This is a genomic window from Streptomyces sp. NPDC034099 (genome assembly GCF_055575415.1).
Genome location: NZ_JBVISR010000010.1, coordinates 234952 through 255225, shown reverse-complemented (window position 1 = coordinate 255225; position 20274 = coordinate 234952). Strand labels below are relative to the sequence as shown.

20 protein-coding genes and 1 tRNA gene are annotated in these 20274 nt (G+C 72.4%); 11 read left to right on the top strand and 10 right to left on the bottom strand.

What is annotated here, in order from left to right; translation table 11 throughout:
- Positions 1–4 precede the first annotated feature (4 nt).
- Both ACZ56V_RS27620 and ACZ56V_RS27615 read right to left on the bottom strand, forming a co-directional pair.
- Entirely contained in the window at positions 5–1402 is a 1398-nt protein-coding gene (locus ACZ56V_RS27620) for a GntP family permease (RefSeq protein ID WP_398916677.1), read from the bottom strand.
- A 99-nt stretch (positions 1403–1501) separates the two neighbouring features.
- Positions 1502–2029 carry a gluconokinase gene (locus ACZ56V_RS27615; RefSeq protein WP_104634654.1) on the bottom strand — a complete coding sequence of 176 codons (528 nt, stop codon included), beginning with the start codon at positions 2027–2029 and terminating at the stop codon, positions 1502–1504.
- 137 nt (positions 2030–2166) lie between these two features.
- On the opposite strand from ACZ56V_RS27615, the gene ACZ56V_RS27610 reads away from it, so the two are divergent.
- On the top strand, positions 2167–2868 hold the full coding sequence (locus ACZ56V_RS27610) for a FadR/GntR family transcriptional regulator (RefSeq protein ID WP_398916681.1): 702 nt from the start codon (positions 2167–2169) through the stop codon (positions 2866–2868).
- 16 nt (positions 2869–2884) lie between these two features.
- Here ACZ56V_RS27610 and ACZ56V_RS27605 read toward each other — a convergent pair whose 3' ends face one another.
- Together ACZ56V_RS27605 and ACZ56V_RS27600 are read right to left on the bottom strand one after the other, a co-directional pair.
- Positions 2885–3256 (bottom strand): YchJ family protein, encoded by a 372-nt coding sequence (locus tag ACZ56V_RS27605; protein ID WP_398916683.1) that lies wholly within the window; start codon positions 3254–3256, stop codon positions 2885–2887.
- Positions 3257–3336: 80 nt separating this feature from the next.
- Positions 3337–3424, bottom strand: a tRNA-Leu gene (locus ACZ56V_RS27600).
- Between the two features lie 173 nt (positions 3425–3597).
- On the opposite strand from ACZ56V_RS27600, the gene ACZ56V_RS27595 reads away from it, so the two are divergent.
- The 3 genes from ACZ56V_RS27595 to ACZ56V_RS27585 all read left to right on the top strand — a co-directional run bounded on the left by ACZ56V_RS27595 (position 3598) and on the right by ACZ56V_RS27585 (position 6246).
- Positions 3598–4923: a M20/M25/M40 family metallo-hydrolase gene (locus ACZ56V_RS27595; RefSeq protein WP_104634652.1), complete on the top strand. Its 1326-nt coding sequence runs from the start codon at positions 3598–3600 to the stop codon at positions 4921–4923.
- A gap of 132 nt (positions 4924–5055) precedes the next feature.
- Positions 5056–5289: a chaplin ChpH gene (chpH, locus tag ACZ56V_RS27590; protein ID WP_003977150.1), complete on the top strand. Its 234-nt coding sequence runs from the start codon at positions 5056–5058 to the stop codon at positions 5287–5289.
- A gap of 177 nt (positions 5290–5466) precedes the next feature.
- On the top strand, positions 5467–6246 hold the full coding sequence (locus ACZ56V_RS27585) for a chaplin (protein ID WP_468945924.1): 780 nt from the start codon (positions 5467–5469) through the stop codon (positions 6244–6246).
- A gap of 64 nt (positions 6247–6310) precedes the next feature.
- Here the strand turns inward: ACZ56V_RS27585 and ACZ56V_RS27580 are convergent, their stop codons facing one another.
- The gene (locus ACZ56V_RS27580) at positions 6311–6499 is read right to left on the bottom strand and encodes a DUF5703 family protein (RefSeq protein ID WP_003977152.1); all 189 of its coding nucleotides are present in this window, start codon (positions 6497–6499) and stop codon (positions 6311–6313) included.
- A 47-nt stretch (positions 6500–6546) separates the two neighbouring features.
- Here ACZ56V_RS27580 and ACZ56V_RS27575 point away from each other — a divergent pair, with 47 nt between their 5' ends.
- Positions 6547–7272 (top strand): hypothetical protein, encoded by a 726-nt coding sequence (locus tag ACZ56V_RS27575; protein ID WP_468945921.1) that lies wholly within the window; start codon positions 6547–6549, stop codon positions 7270–7272.
- A gap of 220 nt (positions 7273–7492) precedes the next feature.
- Here the strand turns inward: ACZ56V_RS27575 and ACZ56V_RS27570 are convergent, their stop codons facing one another.
- Together ACZ56V_RS27570 and ACZ56V_RS27565 are read right to left on the bottom strand one after the other, a co-directional pair.
- Positions 7493–9706 carry a helix-hairpin-helix domain-containing protein gene (locus ACZ56V_RS27570; RefSeq protein ID WP_468945919.1) on the bottom strand — a complete coding sequence of 738 codons (2214 nt, stop codon included), beginning with the start codon at positions 9704–9706 and terminating at the stop codon, positions 7493–7495.
- A complete protein-coding gene (locus ACZ56V_RS27565) occupies positions 9703–10689 on the bottom strand; it encodes an aldo/keto reductase (RefSeq protein WP_468945916.1) in 987 nt (328 codons plus the stop codon). The genes ACZ56V_RS27570 and ACZ56V_RS27565 overlap by 4 nt, the downstream gene beginning before the upstream one ends.
- A gap of 113 nt (positions 10690–10802) precedes the next feature.
- Between ACZ56V_RS27565 and ACZ56V_RS27560 the strand changes: the two genes are divergently transcribed.
- Positions 10803–11858, top strand: coding sequence for an LLM class F420-dependent oxidoreductase (locus tag ACZ56V_RS27560; RefSeq protein ID WP_398916690.1), 1056 nt, complete (start codon positions 10803–10805; stop codon positions 11856–11858).
- A 238-nt stretch (positions 11859–12096) separates the two neighbouring features.
- Positions 12097–12924 (top strand): ferritin-like domain-containing protein, encoded by an 828-nt coding sequence (locus tag ACZ56V_RS27555; protein ID WP_467382026.1) that lies wholly within the window; start codon positions 12097–12099, stop codon positions 12922–12924.
- On the opposite strand, the gene corA is transcribed toward ACZ56V_RS27555, so the two are convergent.
- The gene (gene corA, locus ACZ56V_RS27550) at positions 12902–13897 is read right to left on the bottom strand and encodes a magnesium/cobalt transporter CorA (protein ID WP_398916695.1); all 996 of its coding nucleotides are present in this window, start codon (positions 13895–13897) and stop codon (positions 12902–12904) included. The genes ACZ56V_RS27555 and corA overlap by 23 nt on opposite strands.
- 61 nt (positions 13898–13958) lie before the next feature.
- Between corA and ACZ56V_RS27545 the strand changes: the two genes are divergently transcribed.
- From ACZ56V_RS27545 to mshC, 4 genes are all read left to right on the top strand, one after another.
- Positions 13959–14645 carry a histidine phosphatase family protein gene (locus tag ACZ56V_RS27545; RefSeq protein WP_076973595.1) on the top strand — a complete coding sequence of 229 codons (687 nt, stop codon included), beginning with the start codon at positions 13959–13961 and terminating at the stop codon, positions 14643–14645.
- A gap of 85 nt (positions 14646–14730) precedes the next feature.
- Positions 14731–15321, top strand: a complete 591-nt coding sequence (locus tag ACZ56V_RS27540) for a DUF3090 domain-containing protein (protein WP_007447870.1) — start codon at positions 14731–14733, stop codon at positions 15319–15321.
- Positions 15285–16115, top strand: coding sequence for an SCO1664 family protein (locus ACZ56V_RS27535; RefSeq protein WP_468945911.1), 831 nt, complete (start codon positions 15285–15287; stop codon positions 16113–16115). Before ACZ56V_RS27540 ends, ACZ56V_RS27535 begins: the two co-directional genes overlap by 37 nt.
- A 102-nt stretch (positions 16116–16217) precedes the next feature.
- On the top strand, positions 16218–17447 hold the full coding sequence (gene mshC, locus ACZ56V_RS27530; protein WP_356372777.1) for a cysteine--1-D-myo-inosityl 2-amino-2-deoxy-alpha-D-glucopyranoside ligase: 1230 nt from the start codon (positions 16218–16220) through the stop codon (positions 17445–17447).
- Positions 17448–17509: 62 nt separating this feature from the next.
- On the opposite strand, the gene parJ is transcribed toward mshC, so the two are convergent.
- Together parJ and ACZ56V_RS27520 are read right to left on the bottom strand one after the other, a co-directional pair.
- A complete protein-coding gene (parJ, locus tag ACZ56V_RS27525; protein WP_356368871.1) occupies positions 17510–18499 on the bottom strand; it encodes a filament polymerization regulator ParJ in 990 nt (329 codons plus the stop codon).
- Positions 18500–18650: 151 nt separating this feature from the next.
- On the bottom strand, positions 18651–20267 hold the full coding sequence (locus ACZ56V_RS27520) for a glycerol-3-phosphate dehydrogenase/oxidase (RefSeq protein ID WP_398916701.1): 1617 nt from the start codon (positions 20265–20267) through the stop codon (positions 18651–18653).
- Positions 20268–20274 lie beyond the last annotated feature (7 nt).

Sequence of the window (20274 nt, the reverse complement as noted above, 5' to 3'; positions counted from 1 at the left end):
GCGGCTATATGACCAGGGACAACAGCAGCACCAGGGCCCCGGCGACCACCGAGATGATCGTCTCCATCACGGACCAGGTCTTGATGGTCTGGCCGACGTTCAGCCCGAAGTACTCCTTCACCAGCCAGAAGCCGGCGTCGTTGACGTGGCTGAAGAACAGCGAGCCGGCACCGATGGCCAGGACCAGCAGGGCGGCGTGCGTGGTCGACATGTCGGCCGCGAGCGGCGCGACCAGACCGGCCGCCGAGACGGTCGCCACCGTCGCCGAACCGGTCGCCAGCCGGATCACCACCGCGATCAGCCAGGCGAGCAGCAGCGCCGGGATCGACCAGTCCTTGGAGATGTCCAGGACCATCTGCCCCACGCCGGAGTCGATCAGCGTCTGCTTGAAGCCGCCGCCCGCGCCGACGATCAGGAGGATGCCGGCGATGGGCGCCAGACCCTTCTCGACCAGGCCGGAGAGCCGGTCCTTGCCGAACCCGGCGGGCCGCAGCAGCGTGAAGATGCCGACGATCACGGAGACCAGCAGGGCGATCAGCGGGTTCCCGATGACGTCGAAGGTGCGCTGCACCACATTCTCGGGGTCGTCGACGATGATGTCGACGAGCGCCTTCAGCAGCATCAGCACGACGGGCAGCAGGATCGTGGACAGGGTGGCGCCGAAACCGGGGCGCTTGTCCAGCTGCTCCGAGGCGCGCTGCGGGATCATGCGGTCGGGGGCCTGGACGTCCACCCAGCGGGCCGCGTACTTCGAGAAGACCGGACCGGCGATGATCACCGTCGGGATCGCGATCAGCACGCCCAGCGCCAGGGTCACACCGAGGTTGGCGCCCACCGCGTCGATGGCGACCAGCGGGCCGGGGTGCGGCGGGACCAGACCGTGCATCACCGACAGACCGGCCAGGGCCGGGATGCCGATCCGCATCAGCGAGTAGTTGCCGCGCTTGGCGACCATGAGGACGACCGGGATCAGCAGGACGATGCCGACCTCGAAGAACAGCGGCAGTCCGATGACCGAGGCGATCAGCACCATCGTCCACGGCATCGAACGGGGCGTGGCCTTCGCCAGGATGGTGTCCACGATCTGGTCGGCGCCGCCGGAGTCGGCGAGCATCTTGCCGAGGATCGCGCCGAGGGCGATCAGCACGCCGACACCCGCGACGGTGGAGCCGAGCCCGGCGGTGAAGCTGGTGATGACCTTGTCCAGCGGCGCACCGGCGAACGCGCCGAGCGCCAGTGACCCGATGGTCAGCGACAGGAAGGCATGCAGCTTGAACTTGGTGATGAGCAGGACGATGACGGCGATGCCCAGGAGCACGGCGATGCCCAGCTGGGCGTGGCCCGCCGAGGTGATCGGCTCGACGGGGTCCGCTGCCAGCATCTCGACGCTGAGTCTGGTCACGGTGGTTCCCTTGCGGTGATGGGGATTCGGGGGAGTGCGGGGCCGTGCGCGCGGAAGGCGGCACGACCCCGGGGGAGGTGGGGGGTGGGGGTGCGGCGGTTACCGGACCGGCTCGGGGAGGTCCTTCAGGGCGTCGACCGCCCGTTCGGTGATCTCCTCGGGGGTGCCGGCCACGTCCACCGCGACTCCCGCCTCGTCCGGCTGCAGCGGCTGGAGCGTGGCGAACTGGGAGTCGAGCAGGGCCGTCGGCATGAAGTGGCCCTGCCGGTGCGACATCCGGTCCTCGATCAGCTCACGGCTGCCCGTGAGGTGCACGAAGACGACACCGGGAGCGGCGGCCCGCAGCCGGTCGCGGTACGACCGCTTCAGCGCCGAACTGCTCACCACCCCACCGAGCCCGGCACGCCCGTGCGCCCAGCCGCCGATGGCGTCCAGCCAGGGCCAGCGGTCCTCGTCGGTGAGCGGGGTGCCGGCCGTCATCTTGGCGATGTTGGCCGGTGGGTGGAAGTCGTCGCCCTCGGCGTAGGGAACGCCGAGCCGGGCCGCGAGCAGGGGACCGATGGTGGTCTTCCCGGTGCCCGCGACGCCCATGACCACGACCACGTGGGGGGTGTGCAGTTGCTGCATCGCACTCTCGCTGTCTGCTGTCTTCGTCGACACCTGATGTCGACGCAACTGAAACGCATTAGGTACGACGACTTCAAGAGTCTGTGACATATAAGTCTGACTTTTTATTCCGGTGACGCGCCCCGTACGCTGAGTGCATGAGCACACCGGGCCGGGGGCTGCACGGCCGCGTACTGGACACCCTCGGCCCCGCGATCACAGCGGGCGCATACCCCGCGGGCAGTGTGCTGCGCACGGACGAACTCGCTCAGCGCTTCGAGGTGTCGCGCTCCGTGATGCGGGAGGCGGTCCGGGTGCTGGAGTCCATGCACCTCGTCGAGTCGCGCCGCCGCGTCGGCGTCACGGTCCTGCCCGAGTGCGAGTGGAACGTCTACGACCCGCAGGTCATCCGCTGGCGCCTGGCCGGCTCCGAACGCCCCCGGCAGCTGCGCTCCCTGACCGTGCTCAGGTCGGCCGTCGAACCGGTCGCCGCGGGCCTGGCCGCCCGGCACGCCACGGCGGAGCAGTGCGCCGAGCTGACCGAGTGCGCGCTCGGCATGGTCGCCAACTCACGCGGCCACCGGCTGGAGGAGTACCTCTTCCACGACGTGGCCTTCCACCGCGTCGTCCTCACCGCCTCCGGCAACGAGATGTTCGCCCGCCTCGGCGGCGTCGTCGCCGAGGTCCTGGCCGGCCGCACCCACCACGACGTGATGTTCGAGGACCCCGACCCGGCCGCCGTCACCCTGCACGTCCAGGTCGCCGAAGCGGTCCGCGCCCGGGACGCGGAGCGCGCGGAGCGGCTGACCCGGGAGATCACGGAGGGCGCGCTCCAGGAGCTGGACATCCTGGCGCCGTAGGGCACCGGGGGAGGTGTCAGTCGAGGAACTCCCCGTCCACGTACACCCACGCCCCGTCCACGCGCTCGAAGCGGCTCCGCTCGTGCAGCGAGCCGCCGCGGTAGGACGCCCGGAACGTCACGGTCCCGGTGGCGTGGAAGGCGGAGCCGTCGGCCGTGTCCAGGATCTCCAGACCGGTCCACCGCGTGCCGGGGTCGAGGTCGAGGCGCGCGGGCCGCGTGCGGGGGTGCCAGGTGCGCAGGAGGTAGCCCGCGTCCAGGCGCACGAAGGCGCTGTAGCGCGAGCGCATCAGGGCCTCGGCGGTCGGGGCGGCGGCCCCCGCGTGGAAACGCCCGCAGCACCGCTCGTACGGCTCGGACCGCCCGCAGGGGCAGAGAGGGGTGGTCATGGCGCCCACTGTAGAGGAGGAGCGGGAGACGAAAGCAGGAGACGAAAAGCAGAAAACCCCTGCTCAGCAGGGGTTTCAGCTGGTGTCCGAGGGGGGACTTGAACCCCCACGCCCGATAAAGGGCACTAGCACCTCAAGCTAGCGCGTCTGCCATTCCGCCACCCGGACAAGGTGTCTGTCGCGCGGGTTTCTCCCTGCGGCGACGACGTAAACATTACCAGGCTTTCCGGGGTGGCCGATCACCCCCTCCTTGGGCCCGGACGGCCCAGGGAGGAGGATGAGGGGGACCCACCAGCAGTGACATCGGCACTGACATCGGCAGTGACAGCGGGAGGAACCACGTGAGCGACTCGGGCACGGCCAGGAGCGTCACCGGCGAGGACGAGGTCGTCGACCTCTGCCGCGAGCTGATCCGGATCGACACCAGCAACTACGGCGACCACTCGGGGCCGGGCGAGCGGAAGGCCGCCGAGTACGTCGCCGAGAAGCTCGCCGAGGTGGGACTCGAACCGAAGATCTTCGAGTCACACCCCGGACGCGCCTCCACGGTGGCCCGGATCGAGGGCGAGGACCCGTCCCGGCCCGCGCTCCTCATCCACGGCCACACCGACGTCGTCCCGGCCAACGCGGACGACTGGACCCACCACCCCTTCTCCGGGGAGATCGCCGACGGCTGCGTGTGGGGGCGCGGCGCCGTCGACATGAAGGACATGGACGCGATGACGCTCGCGGTCGTCCGCGACCGGCTGCGCAGCGGGCGCAAGCCCCCGCGGGACATCGTGCTGGCGTTCCTCGCCGACGAGGAGGCCGGCGGCACCTACGGCGCCCGTCACCTCGTCGACCACCACCCCGACCTCTTCGAGGGCGTCACCGAGGCGATCAGCGAGGTGGGCGGCTTCTCCTTCACCGTGAGCGAGCAGCGCCGCCTGTACCTGATCCAGACGGCCGAGAAGGGCATCCACTGGATGAAGCTGACCGTGGCCGGCACCGCGGGGCACGGGTCGATGATCCACCGCGACAACGCCATCACCGAGCTGTCGGAGGCCGTCGCGCGTCTGGGCCGGCACAAGTTCCCCGTCCGCGTCACCAAGACGACCCGGGCCTTCCTCGACGAGCTGGGCGACGCGCTCGGCACCGAGCTGGACCCGGAGGACATGGAGGGCACGCTCGCCAGGCTCGGCGGCATCGCCAAGCTCATCGGCGCCACCCTGAGCAACACCGCCAACCCGACCCAGCTGGGAGCGGGTTACAAGGTCAACGTCATTCCCGGTGAGGCCACCGCGCACGTGGACGGGCGCTTCCTGCCCGGCTACGAGGAGGAGTTCCTCGCCGACGTCGACCGGATCCTCGGACCGCACGTGCGGCGCGAGGACGTGCACGCCAACAAGGCCGTCGAGACGACGTTCGACGGCGCGCTGGTCGACGCGATGCAGTCCGCCCTGGTGGCCGAGGACCCGGCAGCCAAGGCGGTCCCCTACATGCTCTCGGGCGGTACGGACGCCAAGTCCTTCGACGAACTCGGCATCCGCGGCTTCGGCTTCGCGCCGCTCAAGCTGCCGCCGGAGCTGGACTTCGCGGGCATGTTCCACGGCGTGGACGAGCGAGTGCCGGTGGAGGGACTCCAGTTCGGCGTGCGGGTGCTCGACCGCTTCATCGACGCGTCCTGAATTCGTCCGTGCGTACGGGAGGCGACCGGGACGAGTGAATCCGCTCATAAGCTCGTAGCCTCATTACTCCCTCCTCGTTACAGGTGATGCGATCGGCAAATTTGAGATCGCGTTTGCCAACTAGGAGGAACAATGCTCAAGAAGGTCGTCGCCGCCGCGGCAGCCACCGGTGGTCTGGTTCTCGCGGGCGCGGGCATGGCCGTCGCCGACTCCGGTGCCCAGGGTGCCGCCGTGCACTCGCCCGGCGTCCTTTCCGGCAACGTCGTTCAGGTGCCCGTGCACGTGCCGGTGAACGTCTGCGGCAACACGATCTCCGTGATCGGTCTGCTGAACCCCGCCTTCGGCAACGTCTGCATCAACAAGTGACGCTGTGCCTCGCCCCGTGAGGGTCTGATTCCGCCGGCCCCGGAGTGCACGCCATGCGCTCCGGGGCCGACGGCCTTTCGGGGGACATTCGAGGCGGGGTAATGACGGCGACGCCGGAGTTCCGGCACTCTCGGCATTCTCGGTACCACGGGACCAGACAAGGCAGGGATTCAGGAAATGCGACAGGTCACCCGCAAGGGCCTGATGACGATGGCGGCGGCCACCGGCGTGATCGCCGCCGCGGGCGGTGCCGCCCACGCGGACTCGAGTGCGCACGGCTCGAGTTCGGGTTCGCCCGGCGTACTCTCCGGCAACACGGTGCAGGCCCCGGTGCACGTGCCGGTGAACGTCTGCGGCAACACGGTGGACGTGGTCGGCGTCCTCAACCCGGCGATGGGCAACTCGTGCGCCAACAAGAGCGGCGGTGCCTCCGGAGGGCACGGCGACTCGGGCGGATACGGCGACTCCGGCAACTCCGGGAGCCACGACGGGTCGCACGGAGGCTCGCACGGCGGCTCCCACGCGGGCGGTCACGCCGCGGACTCGCCGGGCGTCGGCTCCGGCAACCACGTCGAGGTGCCGATCGACGTACCGGTGAACGTGTGCGGCAACAGCATCGACGTCGTCGGTCTCCTCAACCCGGCCACCGGCAACGACTGCGCCAACGGGGGCGGGGGCCACTCCACGCCGCCCGGCGACCACGAGACGCCCCCGGAGAAGCCGGACAACCCCGACAAGCCGGACTCTCCGGACGAGCCGGCCGGACCGGAGGGTGAGACGCCGGGCGACTCCACTGAGGGCAACCAGCCGGACACCCAGACCGCCGCCCAGCCCGCCGGCGACGCGGTGCTCGCCGAGACCGGAAGCGACCTGCCGCTGGGTCTCGCCCTGCCGGTGGGCGCCGGCGCGCTGCTCGCGGGCACGGTGCTCTACCGCAAGGCGCGCGCCTCGGCGTGAGACGGGCGCACCGGCGCACGCAGCGGGCTCCGCATCGGCGGGGCCCGCTCCGCGTCCGCCTCCGTCACCAGGTGGCGCGAACCTGGCGGATGATCCGCCGCCGCAACCGCACCTTGCGGCTGCCGTCGCGCAGCAGGGTCAGGCGGTACAACTCCCAGTGTCCGTACTCGGCATGGTCCGTCAGCTGACGTGCCGCCTCCTTGCGGGTGACCCCGCGCGGTAGGTACACATCGACAAATTCGTATTCCGGCATCGAATCTATTGTGCGGGCTGGGGCCCGGTACGGATAGCGTCTGCACTATGTCTGATGCTGCGCAGCCCACCGCTGCCGAGGTACGCGCCGCCGCCGAGGCGGTCAAGACCGGGCTCGACCGCCACCTGGCCGCGGTCGAACGCCGGTCGGGAGAGGAAGACCCGGCCGTCTACGACGCGTTCAACGAGCTGGCCGCGGCCGCGGAGGCGTACGACGAACTGCTCTACGACCGGTACGACGAGGTCACGCCCTTCGAGATCCCCGGCGAGGACACGCTGCCGCCGTACACGGGCCCCGAGGAACCCAGTGCGCTGAGCGTCCTGATCCGCCGCGACTACGCCGTGGCCGAGCCGCAGCGGCTGATGGCCCAGGCCCGGCGGGTCGAGGCGGCGGACGGGGAGGGGCCGGGCCTGGAGACCTCGGGCACGGTGCACGGCGCGCTCGGCCTGCTGTTCGGCGAGTTCGAGCCGGACGAGATCGCCTCCCGGCACAAGGAGTTCGGTCTCGAGGAGGGCGACTCCACGCTCTGGGTGACGGCCGCGGACGAGAGCGCCGAACCCGGGGAGTGGCTGGAGGCCCCGTTCGAGCAGGTCGACCCGCAGCGGGTGGTCTGCCGCTTCGACGTCAGCGCGGTCTTCGACGAGGACTTCGACGACGGCGACGACGAGGAGGGCGACGCCGACCTGGTGGAGCTGGACGAGGACCTCGACACCGACCTGGACACGGATCTGGACGAGGACGGCGAACCGGCGAGGCTGGAGGCCGACCGCTGAGCAGCGCGGGCCACGGCACGCCGACCGCTCCGACGGCTGGATGACGGCGGTCAAGGCAAACCTCGGCTGCCGCCGGCCACCGCCGTGTCCGCCGGAGACGCCCGGGCCGGGCGCGAGGGGATGCCCGGGCCCGGCCGGCGGTCGCGGCGCACCCGCAGGCGGGTCGGGGCGGGACCCCGGGCGGTCGGGCGGGTGACGGAGGAGCGCGGCGTGATTCCCGTCAGTCGGTGACCGGGATCTGGGGGGCCAGCAGGGTCGGCAGGCGGGTCGTGCGGGGCTTGGCCGGGATCTCGGCCACCGCGCGGGGGAGGGCCTGCTCCACGCCGTGCACCACGGACAGGTGCCGGGCCGCCCGGCCGAAGGCCGTGTAGATCCAGGGGCGGCTCAGGGCCGGTACGGCGTCGCCGGGCAGCACCACGACCACCGCGGGCCAGCGGCCGCCCAGCGCCTGGTGGGCGGTCAGCGCCCAGCCGTGCCGTACGGACCCCTCCACCCGGTCCTTGGGCACGACCACGGTCTCGCCCGCGCACGACAGGTGCAGACCGTCGGCGTCGGCCGTGACCACCCGGCCCGGCAGTACCCGGCCCGGCGCGGGAGTGTGGACGACCCGGTCGCCGGGGTCGAAACCGCCGAAGCGGCCGGGGCCGGGGTTGAGGCGTTCCTTCAGCGCCGCGTTGAGCGCCCGCGTGCCCACGGCACCGCCGTGGCCCGGCGTGATCACCTGGGTCTCCTCGGCCGGGACGCCGATCGCGCGCGGCACCGAGTCCGCCACCAGCTGGACGGTGCGGTGCACGGCCTCGCCCGCGTCCCGCACCGGCACGATCACGACCTCCTTGCCGGGCGCCTCCACCTGGCTCAGCTCGCCGACGCCGATGCCGGAGACCAGCTCGCCGAGCGGACCGGGGTCCGGGCGCCGCGAGGCGATCTGGGGGCAGACCCGCGCCGCCAGCAGGTCCGCGAAGACCCGCCCCGGGCCCACGGACCAGAGCACCGCCGGGTCCCCGGCCAGCACCAGCCGGGCCCCGTCCGGCAGCGACTCCGCGAGCAGGGCGCCCGCCTCGACGTCGAGCTGCGGCGCGTCGAGCACGACGAGCAGGTCGAGGTCCAGCGCCCCGTCGGCGTCCCGCCCCGGTCCCTCGGCGCCGGTCAGCAGCCCCGCCACGGTGACCGCGGCGGGAGCGGCCGGTCCCGAGGAGGACGGCTCGGCCGACGGAGCGCCCAGCAGGGCGGCGAAGCGGTCGCGGCCGAGCGGGCCGGGCGTGGCGGCCCAGGCCCGCAGGCCCAGGGCGTGCGCCGCGTGCAGCAGGGCGGCGGGCTCGGCCAGGGACGCCTCGCCACCGGTGTGCAGGACCAGCCCGTGGGCCGCGACGGCACGGATCAGTTCGCCCGCCGAGCCCTGCGCGGAGGCGGCCGCCTGCTCCCAGTCCGCCGCGGAGCCGTCCTGCTTGGGCGCCGAGTTCACCAGCCGGGCCAGCCCGTCGGCGAGGCTCTCCTCCGCGAGCGCGTACCGCTCCAGGCCGATCAGCACCCGGACGGGGCGCTCCTCGCCCTCCGGGTCCGCTCCGTCCGTGCCCTCCGCACCGCTCGCCGTGCGCTGCGGACGGGCGCCCGGCTCGTCCAGGGCGTCCTGGAAGGCGAGTGCCACGCCCTCGGCGAGCGTGCTCTGCACGGCCGCGTCGGGATCCGGCACGCCCCGCTGGGCCAGCGTGGCGGTGAGCCGTGGCAGCTCCAGCGCGGTGTGCCCGGCCAGAGCCGCCTGCTCCAGCAGCCACACCGTGACGGCACGGCCGCGCCGCTCGTCGTCCGGGCCGCACTCCGCGCCGAGCAGCGCGCGGGCGAACCCGTCGGCCTGCTCCGGCCGCACCCCGCCGACCCGGAGCAACTGCCAGGGGTCCGCGCGCAGCGCGTCCTGCGCGCCCTCACCGAGGAGCGCGGTGGTCTGCGGCGCGAGCGCTTCGGGGGCGCCGCCCTCCGCCAGCACACGCGCAACCGACTGCACGGTCTCCGGTACCGGGCCCGCGGGTGCGGTGGCCCGCTCGGCGGGTGCCGGCCGGGGCGGGCGCACCGGCTCCGGCGCGGGGCGGCGTGCGGGCTCGGGGGCACCGAAGACCGTGGCCGCCGGCTTCTCACCGCTCTCCACGGCGCGTACGGCGGCGAGCAGGTCGGCCGCCGTGCCGCTGAGCTTGCCGCCCGCGTCGATCGGCCCCTGCTTCTCCGACTTGCGCCGCTCGATCCGCTCCCGCTCGATCCGCTGCGCGGCCAGCTCGGCCTCGGTCTCGGAGACCTGCGCGGCCGCCTCGCCCCCGTCCCCGGCGGGCTCACCCGGCTGCGGGCCGGAGGCGGGCCCGGCCGACTCCGCGGTGCCCGGGGTCTCCGGCCCGGTGTCCACGGCGTCCGTGGTGTCCTCGGTGGCGGGCTCGGGCTCCGTGCTCACAGCGTGCTCCAGTCGTGATCGGGATAGCGGTGCACGGGCGCCGACACGTCGTCGAGCGCCCGGCAGATCTCGTCAGGAAGACTAAGGGTCTCCACTGACAAGGCCGCCGTGAGCTGCTGCGCGTTGCGCGGGCCGATGATCGGGGCGACCACCCCGGGCCGGTCGCGGACCCAGGCCAGCGCCACCTGGAGCGGCGTCACCGCGAGCCCGTCCGCGGCCGTCGCCACCGCGTCCACGATGTGCCCGGCCGTTTCGTCCAGGTACGGCTCGACGAACGGGGCCAGATGGTCCGAGGCGCCCCGCGAGTCCGGCGGCGTCGCGTCCTTGCGGTACTTGCCGGTGAGCACCCCGCGGCCCAGCGGGGACGAGGGCAGCAGCCCGACGCCCAGGTCCAGGGCGGCCGGCAGCACCTCCCGCTCGACGCCCCGCTGGAGCAGCGAGTACTCCATCTGGGTGCTCGCCAACCGGTTGCGGACACCGGGCGCCGCCAGCTGCCAGGTCGCCGCCTTGGCCAGCTGCCAGCCGCAGAAGTTGGAGACCCCCGCATAGCGCGCCCGGCCGCTGCTGACCGCCACGTCCAGGGCGTGCAGCGTCTCCTCCAGCGGAGTGTGCGGGTCGAAGGCGTGCAGGTGCCACACGTCGACGTGGTCCGTGCCCAGGCGGGAGAGAGAGGCGTCCAGCGCGGACAGCAGATGGGCGCGCGAACCGTCGAACCGGCGGTCGGGATCCGGAACGCTGCCGGCCTTCGTCGAGATCACCAGGTCCCGGCGCGGAACCAGGCCCTCCATGAGGCGGCCGAGCAGATACTCCGACTCGCCGTCGCCGTAGACGTCCGCGGTGTCGACGAGCGTCCCGCCCGCTTCCCAGAAGGTCTTCAAGAGGTCCGCGGCGTCATGCTCGTCCGTGTCCCGGCCCCAGGTCAGGGTGCCGAGACCGATGCGGGACACGCGCAGGCCGGTGCGGCCGAGATGCCTCTGCTCCATGAACGCCGACATTACTGGCCACGGCTTGCGCTGTGGGGGCCTGTGGACAACCGATTCCCGCGCGCTAAGGTCGGGGCACCAGCCACGTTACTGATCGGTAAGGGGAATCGGCCATGCAGCTCGGGATCAACCTCGGCTACTGGGGTGCCGGAATGGACGCGGACAACCTGGCCGTCGCCCAGGAGGCCGACCGGCTCGGATACGCCGTGTGCTGGGCCGCCGAGGCCTACGGCTCCGACGCGGCCACCGTGCTGACCTGGGTCGCCGCCCAGACCGAGCGCATCGACGTGGGCTCGGCCATCTTCCAGATCCCGGCCCGCCAGCCCGCGATGACCGCGATGACCGCCGCCACCCTGGACTCCCTGTCCCAGGGCCGCTTCCGCCTCGGCCTCGGCGTGTCGGGACCGCAGGTCTCCGAGGGCTGGTACGGCGTCACGTTCGACAAGCCGCTCGCCCGCACCCGCGAGTACGTCGAGATCGTCCGCAAGGCGATGACCCGGGAACGGCTGTCCTACGAGGGACAGCACTGGACGCTGCCGCTGCCCGGCGGTCCCGGCAAGCCGATCAAGCTGACCGTGCACCCGCAGCGCGAGCACATCCCGCTGTACATCGCCGCGATCGGCCCGAAGAACCTGGAGCAGACCGGCGAGATCGCCGACGGCGCCCTGCTCATCTTCCCCTCCGCCGACCACCTGGAGGAGACCGCCGTCAAGCACCTGCGCGCCGGACGCGAGAAGGCCGGCAGGACGCTCGACGGGTTCGACATCTGCCCGACCCTGCCGCTCGCCCTCGGCGACGACAAGGACGTCACCGCCCTCGCGGACACCTTCCGGCCGTACACCGCGCTCTACGTCGGCGGCATGGGCAGCCGCAAGCAGAACTTCTACAACCAGCTCGCCCGGCGCATGGGCTACGAGCGGGAAGCCGCCGAAATCCAGGAGAAGTACCTGTCCGGCGACAAGCAGGGCGCCGCCGAGGCCGTACCGCACGAGCTGATCGACCAGACGACCCTGCTCGGCTCCGTCGACCGCATCGCGGACCGGATGAAGGCCTACGCCGCGGCCGGCGTCACCACCCTGACCCTCGCCCCCGCGGGCTTCACCCTGGACGAGCGGCTCGCCGCCCTCCGCGCGGGCACCGAGGCCCTGGAGCGCGCCGGACTGGCGTAGTACCGAGGGGGAAAGTTTCTGCGGCCGTGGTGGGGGCTCGGGGGGTCTTCCCCGCCACGGCCGTCACGGAGAACAACGCGCCCACGCGCGCGGGGTTACGCCTCCACGCGTGCCCGGTGTCCTTCGTTCGGCGGAGTTGTCCGCCGCACCTGTTGCCGCGCCCCCTCTCCCGCACTTGACTCGTGCATCGCGGAGTGTGCGGAACCTGCGGACCACGCAGCGGCAGAGAGGTGCCCCGATGCTTTCGGCCAAGAGCCTTTTCCAGGAGATCCTCGACAACGACGAGTCGTTCCGTCTCTTCTGCTCCATCGCTGCCAGTGGCGAGTCCCAGGGCGGCTGGGAGAACGCGCGCATCGCGGCGCTCGTGCCGGAGAGCGAGCGCGCCCTCGCCCCCAAGATCACCCGGCACGGCGCGGACGAGGACAAGCACGGCCGGATCTTCAACGCCCTGCTGAAGAAGCGCGGCCTCGAACCCGTCGAGGTACCGCCCGAGACCGACTACACGATGCTCCTGGAGCGGCACGGCATCGGCCTCGCCCACGAGAAGCTCAAGGCCGACCAGCCCCTCACGGTGCGCGACGTCATCACCTACCTCGCCCACAGCAGGGTCACCGAGCAGCGCGCGGCCGAGCAGATGGCGATGCTCCTCAAGTACTTCGCGGACCACCCCGACCTGGGCCGGGCGGTCGGGATGATCTCGGCCGACGAGGACAACCACCTCGCCTACTCCCACGAGGAACTGCTGCGCTACGCCGCCGCCGGGCACGGTCCGTACATCCGGCGCACCCTGCGCGAGTGCGCGCACGCCGAGATCCGCGTGCACCGCGACGTCAGCCTCGCCGTGATGGCCCGTATGGGGCGCATCCTCGGCTGGTCCCGTGCCAGGTCGGCGCTGCTCGCGGCGGGGATCCACGCGATGTACGCCGCCGAGCGGCTGGCCGGCTGGCGCCGCATGGTGACACTGAGGGCACCCGAACGGCGCGACGCGCTCGGCGGAACCGCGACCGCGGCCCCCGAGGCCGCCCGAGGAGCCGCACCGGCCCCTACAGCCAGCCCCGGCGCTTGAACTGCCGGTACAGCAGCACCTCCAGGACGGCCATCAGTACGATCACCGCCGGATAGCCCCACACCCAGTGCAGCTCCGGCATGTGGTCGAAGTTCATGCCGTAGATCCCCGCGATCATTGTGGGGATCGCCGCCATGGCCGCCCACGCGGAGATCTTGCGCATGTCGTCGTTCTGCCGGACGCTCGTCTGCGCCAGGTGCGCCGACAGGATGTCCGACACCAGCCGGTCCAGGCTCTCCACCGACTCGTTCACGCGCGTGAGGTGGTCGCTCACGTCCCGGAAGAACGGCCGCGCCTTGTCGTTCACGAACGGCACGCCGCCGCCGTACGCCTCCGTCCCCGCCAGCCGGGCCAGCGGCGGCGCGAGCGGCCCGGTCGCCCGCCGGAACTCCAGCACCTGCCGTTTGAAGGTGTAGATCCGCGACGCGGTGTGCCGGGAACCGCCGCCGTCCGGCGAGAAGACCTCCGCCTCCAGCTCCTCCAGGTCGGTCTGGAGCTCGACCGCCACGTCCAGGTAGTGGTCGACGGTGGCGTCCGCGATCGCGTACAGCACCGCGGTGGGACCCTTGCCGAGCAGTTCAGGCTCGTGCTCCAGGCGCCGCCGTACGGCCTTCAGCGGCGAGCCCTCGCCGTGCCGGACGACGACCGCGAAGGCGTCGCCCAGGAAGATCATCAGCTCGCCGGTGGAGACGGCGTCGCTGTCCGGCTCGTACACCACCGGCTTGAGGACCGCGAAGAGCGAGTCGTCGTACACCTCCAGCTTGGGCCGCTGATGCGCCTTGAGGGCGTCCTCCACCGCCAGCGGATGCAGCCCGAACTCCTGGCTGACCAGCTCGAACTCCTTCTCCGTCGGCTCGTGCAAGCCGATCCAGACGAACCCGCCCGCTCCCCGCGCCTCACCGAGCGCGTCGGAGAAGTCCTCGGGCCCGTCCGTGCGGTGCCCGTCCCGGTAGATGGCGCAGTCGACGATCACCGAACCCATTCTCCCCTCGCCCCGGCGCCCTTGTTCCGCGCCGTACGCCTACCCTGGCCGCATGCCCACGCTGATCCTGGTTAGGCACGGACGTTCCACCGCCAACACCGAGGGACTGCTCGCCGGCTGGACGCCCGGCGTCGCCCTCGACGAACGCGGCGCCGCACAGGCCGCCGCGCTCCCCGGGCGGCTCGCCGGCCTGCCGCTCTCCGAGATCGTCACCAGCCCCCTGCAGCGCTGCCAGGAGACCCTCCGGCCGCTGCTCGACGCCCGGCCCGGGCTGCGGGCCCACACCGACGAACGGATCGGGGAGTGCCACTACGGCGACTGGTCGGGCCGCAAGCTCGCCGAACTGAAGGACGAGCCCCTGATGGAGGTGGTGCAGGCGCACCCCTCCGCCGCGGCCTTCCCCGGCGGCGAGTCGATGCGCGCCATGCAGACCCGCGCCGCCGAGGCGGTACGCGAGTGGAACGCGCGCGTGGAGCGCGACCACGGCCCCGACGCCGTCTACCTCATGTGCTCCCACGGCGACATCATCAAGTCCCTCGTCGCCGAGGCACTCGGCCTCCACCTCGACCTCTTCCAGCGGATCTCCGTCGAACCCTGCTCCGTCACCGCGATCCGCTACACCCGGCTGCGCCCGTTCCTCGTCCGCCTCGGCGACACCGGCGACTTCGCCTCCCTGGCCCCGCGCGAGGAACCCTCCGGTGACGAAGCCCCGGTCGGGGGTGGTGCGGGCGCACCGTGATCGTCCGCCGCAGTAGGGTGAACCGGTCGCGGCAGTGTCCCCGATCCCGATCTTCCGCTTTCCCCGACTCCCATGGAGACAGGACGTGTCCCGTCAGGTGTTCCTCTACGACCAACCGGAACGTTTCGTGGCCGGTACGGTCGGGCTGCCCGGGCGCCGTACGTTCTTCCTCCAGGCCACCGCAGGCTCCCGGGTGACCAGCGTGGCCCTGGAGAAGACCCAGGTCGCCGCCCTCGCCGAGCGCATGGACGAGCTCCTGGACGAAGTCGTACGGCGCAGCGGCGGCAGCACCGTCGTCCCCGCCACCGCACCCACCGGGCCCGCCGACACGGCGCCGCTGGACACCCCCGTCGAGGAGGAGTTCCGGGTCGGCACCATGGCGCTCGCCTGGGACGGCGAGGACCAGCGCATGATCGTCGAGGCGCAGGCCCTCGTGGAGCTGGACGCCGAGTCCGAGGAGGACCTGGCCGAGGCCGAGGAACGACTCCTCCAGGACGAGGAGAACGGCCCGCCGATGCTCCGGGTCCGCCTCACCGGCGCGCAGGCCAGGGCCTTCGCCAAGCGCGCCCTCGACGTCGTCAACGCCGGGCGGCCGCCGTGCCCGCTGTGCAGCCTCCCGCTCGACCCGGAAGGACACGTATGTCCGCGCCAGAACGGATACCGCCGCGGAGCGTGACCACCGACGCGGCGGCGGCCGACCTGCTCGCCCTGGGCGAACTGACCGTGCTCGGACGCATCCGTGACGCCTCCAACGCGGCCCTGTACTGCACGGTGACGCACGAGGGACGCGAGGCGGCCTGCGTCTACAAGCCGGTCGCCGGTGAGCGCCCGCTGTGGGACTTCCCCGACGGCACCCTCGCCCAGCGCGAGGTCGCCGCCTACGAGGTCTCCGAGGCCACCGGCTGGGGCCTGGTCCCGCCCACCGTGCTGCGCGACGGCCCGTACGGCGAGGGCATGGTCCAGCTGTGGATCGAGACCGTGCCGGAGACGGAACTGCTCGCCCTGGTGGACGAGGAGGAACCCGGCCCCGGCTGGAAGGGGATCGCCCTCGCCGAGGTCGGCGAGGGCCGCACCGCGCTGCTCGTCCACGCCGACGACGAACGGCTGCGGCGGCTCGCCGTACTCGACGCCGTGATCAACAACGCCGACCGCAAGGGCGGCCACCTGCTGCCCGCGGCGGGGGAGCGGCTGTACGGCATCGACCACGGGGTCACCTTCAACGCCGAGAACAAGCTCCGCACCCTCCTGTGGGGCTGGGCGGGCGACCCGCTCACCGGGGAGGCCCTGGCGGTCCTCGACGCCCTCAGCAAGGCACTGAAGGACGGCGGCACCCTGGCCATCCGGCTCGCGGCGCTCATCACCCCCGCCGAACTCGACGCCACGCGCGCGCGGGTCGACGCCCTGCTGGCCTCCGGGAAGCACCCCGAACCGAGCGGCGAGTGGCCGGCCATCCCCTGGCCGCCGGTGTAGGCGCCCCGCCCGCACATCGGCCGGTGCCGCGCAAGAGCGCCTTACCGGCCATCCGCCCGGTCCGGTTCGTGTACGGAACATCCGTCCGGTTAGGCTCATGACATGCATGCCTGGCCCGCTTCCGAGGTCCCCGCCCTGCCTGGTCAGGGCCGCGACCTGAGGATCCACGACACCGCGACCGGCGGCCTCGTCACCCTCGACCCCGGTCCCGTCGCCCGTATCTACGTCTGCGGCATCACGCCGTACGACGCCACCCACATGGGGCACGCGGCGACCTACAACGCGTTCGACCTCGTGCAGCGCGTGTGGCTCGACACCAAGCGGCAGGTCCACTACGTCCAGAACGTCACCGACGTGGACGACCCGCTCCTGGAGCGGGCCGTGCGCGACGGGGTCGACTGGACCGCCCTCGCCGAGCAGGAGACCGCCCTCTTCCGCGAGGACATGACGGCGCTGCGGATGCTCCCGCCGCGGCACTACATAGGCGCCGTCGAGGCCATACCCGGCATCGTCCCGCTCGTCGAGCGGCTGCGCGACGCCGGCGCGGCCTACGAACTCGAGGGCGACGTCTACTTCTCCGTCGAGGCCGACCCGCACTTCGGCAGCGTCTCCCACCTCGACGCGGCCGCGATGCGGCTGCTCTCCGCCGAACGCGGCGGCGACCCCGACCGGCCCGGCAAGAAGAACCCGCTCGACCCGATGCTGTGGATGGCCGCCCGCGAGGGCGAGCCCAGCTGGGACGGCGGCACGCTCGGCCGCGGACGCCCCGGCTGGCACATCGAGTGCGTCGCCATCGCCCTCGACCACCTCGGCATGGGCTTCGACGTCCAGGGCGGCGGCTCCGACCTCGCCTTCCCGCACCACGAGATGGGCGCCTCGCACGCCCAGGCCCTCACCGGCGAGTTCCCCATGGCCAAGGCGTACGTGCACGCCGGCATGGTCGGTCTCGACGGCGAGAAGATGTCCAAGTCCAAGGGCAACCTGGTCTTCGTGTCGCAGCTGCGCCGCGAGGGCGTCGACCCGGCCGCCATCCGGCTCACGCTGCTCGCCCACCACTACCGCTCCGACTGGGAGTGGACCGACCAGGTGCTTCAGGACGCCCTCGCCCGCCTCGACCGCTGGCGCGCCGCCGTCTCCCGCCCCGACGGCCCGCCCGCCGAAACCCTGGTCGACGAGATCCGCGAGGCCCTGGCCAACGACCTGGACTCCCCGGCCGCCCTCGACGCGATCGACCGCTGGGCCGCCCTCCAGCAGGAGTCGGGCGGCACGGACACCGGCGCCCCGGGAGTCGTCTCCCGCGCGGTGGACGCGTTGCTGGGCGTGGCCCTGTAGGCAGGCACAGAGACGAAAGGACCAGGGGCCGCTTCCCGGGAAGCGGCCCCTGGTCCTTTCGATCAGTCCTCCGACGACTCCTCGTCGTCCCCGCCCGCCTTCGGCGGCCGCGGCGGCCGAGTCCGCCCACTCGGGTTGTCCCGCAGGAACGGCGTACCGGTCGGCCCGTCGCCCCCGTCCGCCGTGGCGTGCCCCCCGGGCCCCGGCCCGGACCCGTCCCTGCGTCGCAGATACCGCTCGAACTCCCGCGCGATCGCCTCGCCCGACGCCTCCGGCAGCTCCGCCGTGTCCCGGGCCTCCTCCAGCGACTGCACGTACTCGGCGACCTCGCTGTCCTCCGCGGCCAGCTGGTCCACGCCCACCTGCCAGGCACGCGCGTCCTCGGGCAGCTCACCCAGCGGCACCCGCACGCCGATCAGGTCCTCCAGCCGGTTCAGCAGGGCCAGCGTGGCCTTCGGGTTCGGCGGCTGCGACACGTAGTGCGGCACCGCCGCCCACAGCGACACGGCCGGCACGCCCGCGTGCGTGCACGCCTCCTGGAGGATGCCGACGATGCCCGTGGGCCCCTCGTACTTGGTCTCCTCCAGGTCCATGCGCCGGGCCAGGTCGGCGTCCGACGTGGTCCCGCTGATCGGCACCGGACGGGTGTGCGGCGTGTCGCCCAGCAGGGCGCCCAGGACGACCACCAGCTCGACGCCCAGCTCATGGGCGAAACCGAGCAGCTCGTTGCAGAACGAACGCCAGCGCATGGACGGCTCGATGCCACGGACGAGGACGAGGTCGCGCGGCTTGTCGCCGCCGACGCGGACCACCGACAGCCTGGTCGTCGGCCAGGTGATCTTGCGTACGCCGTCCTCCATGAACACCGTGGGACGGTTGACCTGGAAGTCGTAGTAGTCCTCGGCGTCCAGCGCCGCGAACACCTCGCCCTTCCACTCCCTGTCGAGATGCGCGACCGCGGTGGAGGCTGCGTCACCGGCATCGTTCCAGCCCTCGAACGCGGCCACCATGACCGGGTCGACCAGCTCGGGAACCCCCTCGAGCTCGATCACCCAGCGCCTCCTTCCGACGTGCCCTCGCGTACCCCCCAACCTTACGGCGTGCCGAGGGGCGGCCCGCAGCCCCTGTGCACGGGGCAGTGAACGGATCACTGCCCCGTCCCCGGGGTCCGGACACCCGCGGCCCGGCGCCGAAGCGCGGGCCCTACTTCTTGTCGAGCACGTCCTGGACCTGCGCGCGGACGTCGTCCGTGGCCAGGCCGCGGATCGTCAGCGTCGTACGGCGGCGCAGCACGTCGTCCGCCGTCTCGGCCCACTCGTTGTCCCGGGCCCACACGACCTGCGCCCAGATCTCGGGGGCGTCCGGGTGGACCCGCCGCGCCAGCTCCGGGCTCTCGTTGGCGAGCCGGGCGATGTCGAAGGCGAGCGAGCCGTAGTGCGTGGCCAGGTGCCTGGCGGTGTCCGCCGCCATGCGCGGGCCGGGCGCCGAGCCGTCCACCAGCAGCCGGTGGGCGACCGCGCGCGGGTTGGCGACGCCGGGCAGCGGCAGCTTCTTCGGCAGCGAGGCGATCGGCTCGAAGTCGTCGCCCAGCGGGTGGCCCGGCAGCGCCTCCAGCTTCTTCATCACCGTACGGCCGATGTGGCGGAAGGTGGTCCACTTGCCGCCCGCGACGGACAGCATGCCGCCCCGGCCCTCGGTGACGACCGTCTCGCGCTTGGCCTTCGCGGTGTCGCCGGGACCGCCCGGCAGCACGCGGAGCCCCGCGAAGGAGTACGTGATGAGGTCCCGGTCGAGCTGCTGGTCGCGGATGGAGAACGCGGCCTCGTCGAGGATCTGGGCTATGTCCTTGTCGTTGACCGCGACGTCCGCGGGGTCGCCCTCGAACTCCTCGTCGGTGGTGCCGAGCAGCAGCATGTCCTCCCAGGGGAGGGCGAAGGTGATCCGGTACTTGTCGATCGGGGTGGCCAGCGCCGCCTTCCACGGCGCGGTCCGCTTGAGCACCAGGTGCGCGCCCTTGGAGAGACGGATCGACGGCGCCGCGGCGGGGTCCTCCATGCGGCGCAGGTGGTCGACCCAGGGACCGGTGGCGTTGAGCACCAGACGGGCGTTCACCCCGAACTCGTCGCCCGACAGCCGGTCCTTCAGCTCGGCGCCGGTCACCCGGCCGCCCGTGAAGCGCAGTCCGGTGACCTCGGCGTGGTTGAGGACCACGGCACCGGACTCGACCGCCGCGCGGACGGTCATCAGGGCCATGCGCGCGTCGTTCATCTGGTCGTCGCCGTACACGGCCACGGCCTTGAGGTTGTCGGTGCGCAGCTCCGGCACGTCCTGCGCGGCCTTGGCCGGGGAGAGCAGGTGGCCGACGCCGTCGCCGAAGGCGGACAGCGCCGAGTACGCGAAGACGCCGGCCCCGAGCTTCGCCGCGCCGTGCGGCCCGCCCTTGTACACGGGGAGGTAGAAGGTGAGCGGGTTCGCCAGGTGGGGGGCCACCTGGCGGGAGACCGCACGGCGTTCGAAGTGGTTCTCCGCCACCAGCTTCACCGCGCCGGTCTGCAGGTAGCGCAGTCCGCCGTGGAGCAGCTTGGAGGAGGCGGAGGAGGTGGCGCCGGCGAAGTCGCCGGCGTCGACCACGGCCACCCTGAGACCGGACTGCGCGGCGTGCCAGGCGGTGGAGATGCCCAGGATGCCGCCGCCGATCACGAGAAGGTCGTACGACGCCTTGGAGAGCTGCTCCCGGGTCTCGGCCCGGCTCGGGTTCGAGCCGGAGGCCGGGTGCGTCCCCAGGGCAGGCACGGACTGCAGGGTGGACTGAGTGGTCATGACGGTT

What these genes read in the sequence shown, in the direction of transcription:
- ACZ56V_RS27560 (WP_398916690.1), top strand. Translation starts at nt 10,803, where the DNA reads ATGCAGCTCGGGATCAACCTCGGCTACTGGGGTGCCGGAATGGACGCG.
- ACZ56V_RS27535 (WP_468945911.1), top strand. Translation starts at nt 15,285, where the DNA reads ATGTCCGCGCCAGAACGGATACCGCCGCGGAGCGTGACCACCGACGCG.
- ACZ56V_RS27565 (WP_468945916.1), bottom strand. Translation starts at nt 10,689, where the DNA reads ATGGAGCAGAGGCATCTCGGCCGCACCGGCCTGCGCGTGTCCCGCATC.
- ACZ56V_RS27605 (WP_398916683.1), bottom strand. Translation starts at nt 3,256, where the DNA reads ATGACCACCCCTCTCTGCCCCTGCGGGCGGTCCGAGCCGTACGAGCGG.
- ACZ56V_RS27555 (WP_467382026.1), top strand. Translation starts at nt 12,097, where the DNA reads ATGCTTTCGGCCAAGAGCCTTTTCCAGGAGATCCTCGACAACGACGAG.
- ACZ56V_RS27580 (WP_003977152.1), bottom strand. Translation starts at nt 6,499, where the DNA reads ATGCCGGAATACGAATTTGTCGATGTGTACCTACCGCGCGGGGTCACC.
- ACZ56V_RS27585 (WP_468945924.1), top strand. Translation starts at nt 5,467, where the DNA reads ATGCGACAGGTCACCCGCAAGGGCCTGATGACGATGGCGGCGGCCACC.
- ACZ56V_RS27615 (WP_104634654.1), bottom strand. Translation starts at nt 2,029, where the DNA reads ATGCAGCAACTGCACACCCCCCACGTGGTCGTGGTCATGGGCGTCGCG.
- ACZ56V_RS27545 (WP_076973595.1), top strand. Translation starts at nt 13,959, where the DNA reads ATGCCCACGCTGATCCTGGTTAGGCACGGACGTTCCACCGCCAACACC.
- ACZ56V_RS27610 (WP_398916681.1), top strand. Translation starts at nt 2,167, where the DNA reads ATGAGCACACCGGGCCGGGGGCTGCACGGCCGCGTACTGGACACCCTC.
- ACZ56V_RS27520 (WP_398916701.1), bottom strand. Translation starts at nt 20,267, where the DNA reads ATGACCACTCAGTCCACCCTGCAGTCCGTGCCTGCCCTGGGGACGCAC.
- ACZ56V_RS27575 (WP_468945921.1), top strand. Translation starts at nt 6,547, where the DNA reads ATGTCTGATGCTGCGCAGCCCACCGCTGCCGAGGTACGCGCCGCCGCC.
- chpH (WP_003977150.1), top strand. Translation starts at nt 5,056, where the DNA reads ATGCTCAAGAAGGTCGTCGCCGCCGCGGCAGCCACCGGTGGTCTGGTT.
- mshC (WP_356372777.1), top strand. Translation starts at nt 16,218, where the DNA reads ATGCATGCCTGGCCCGCTTCCGAGGTCCCCGCCCTGCCTGGTCAGGGC.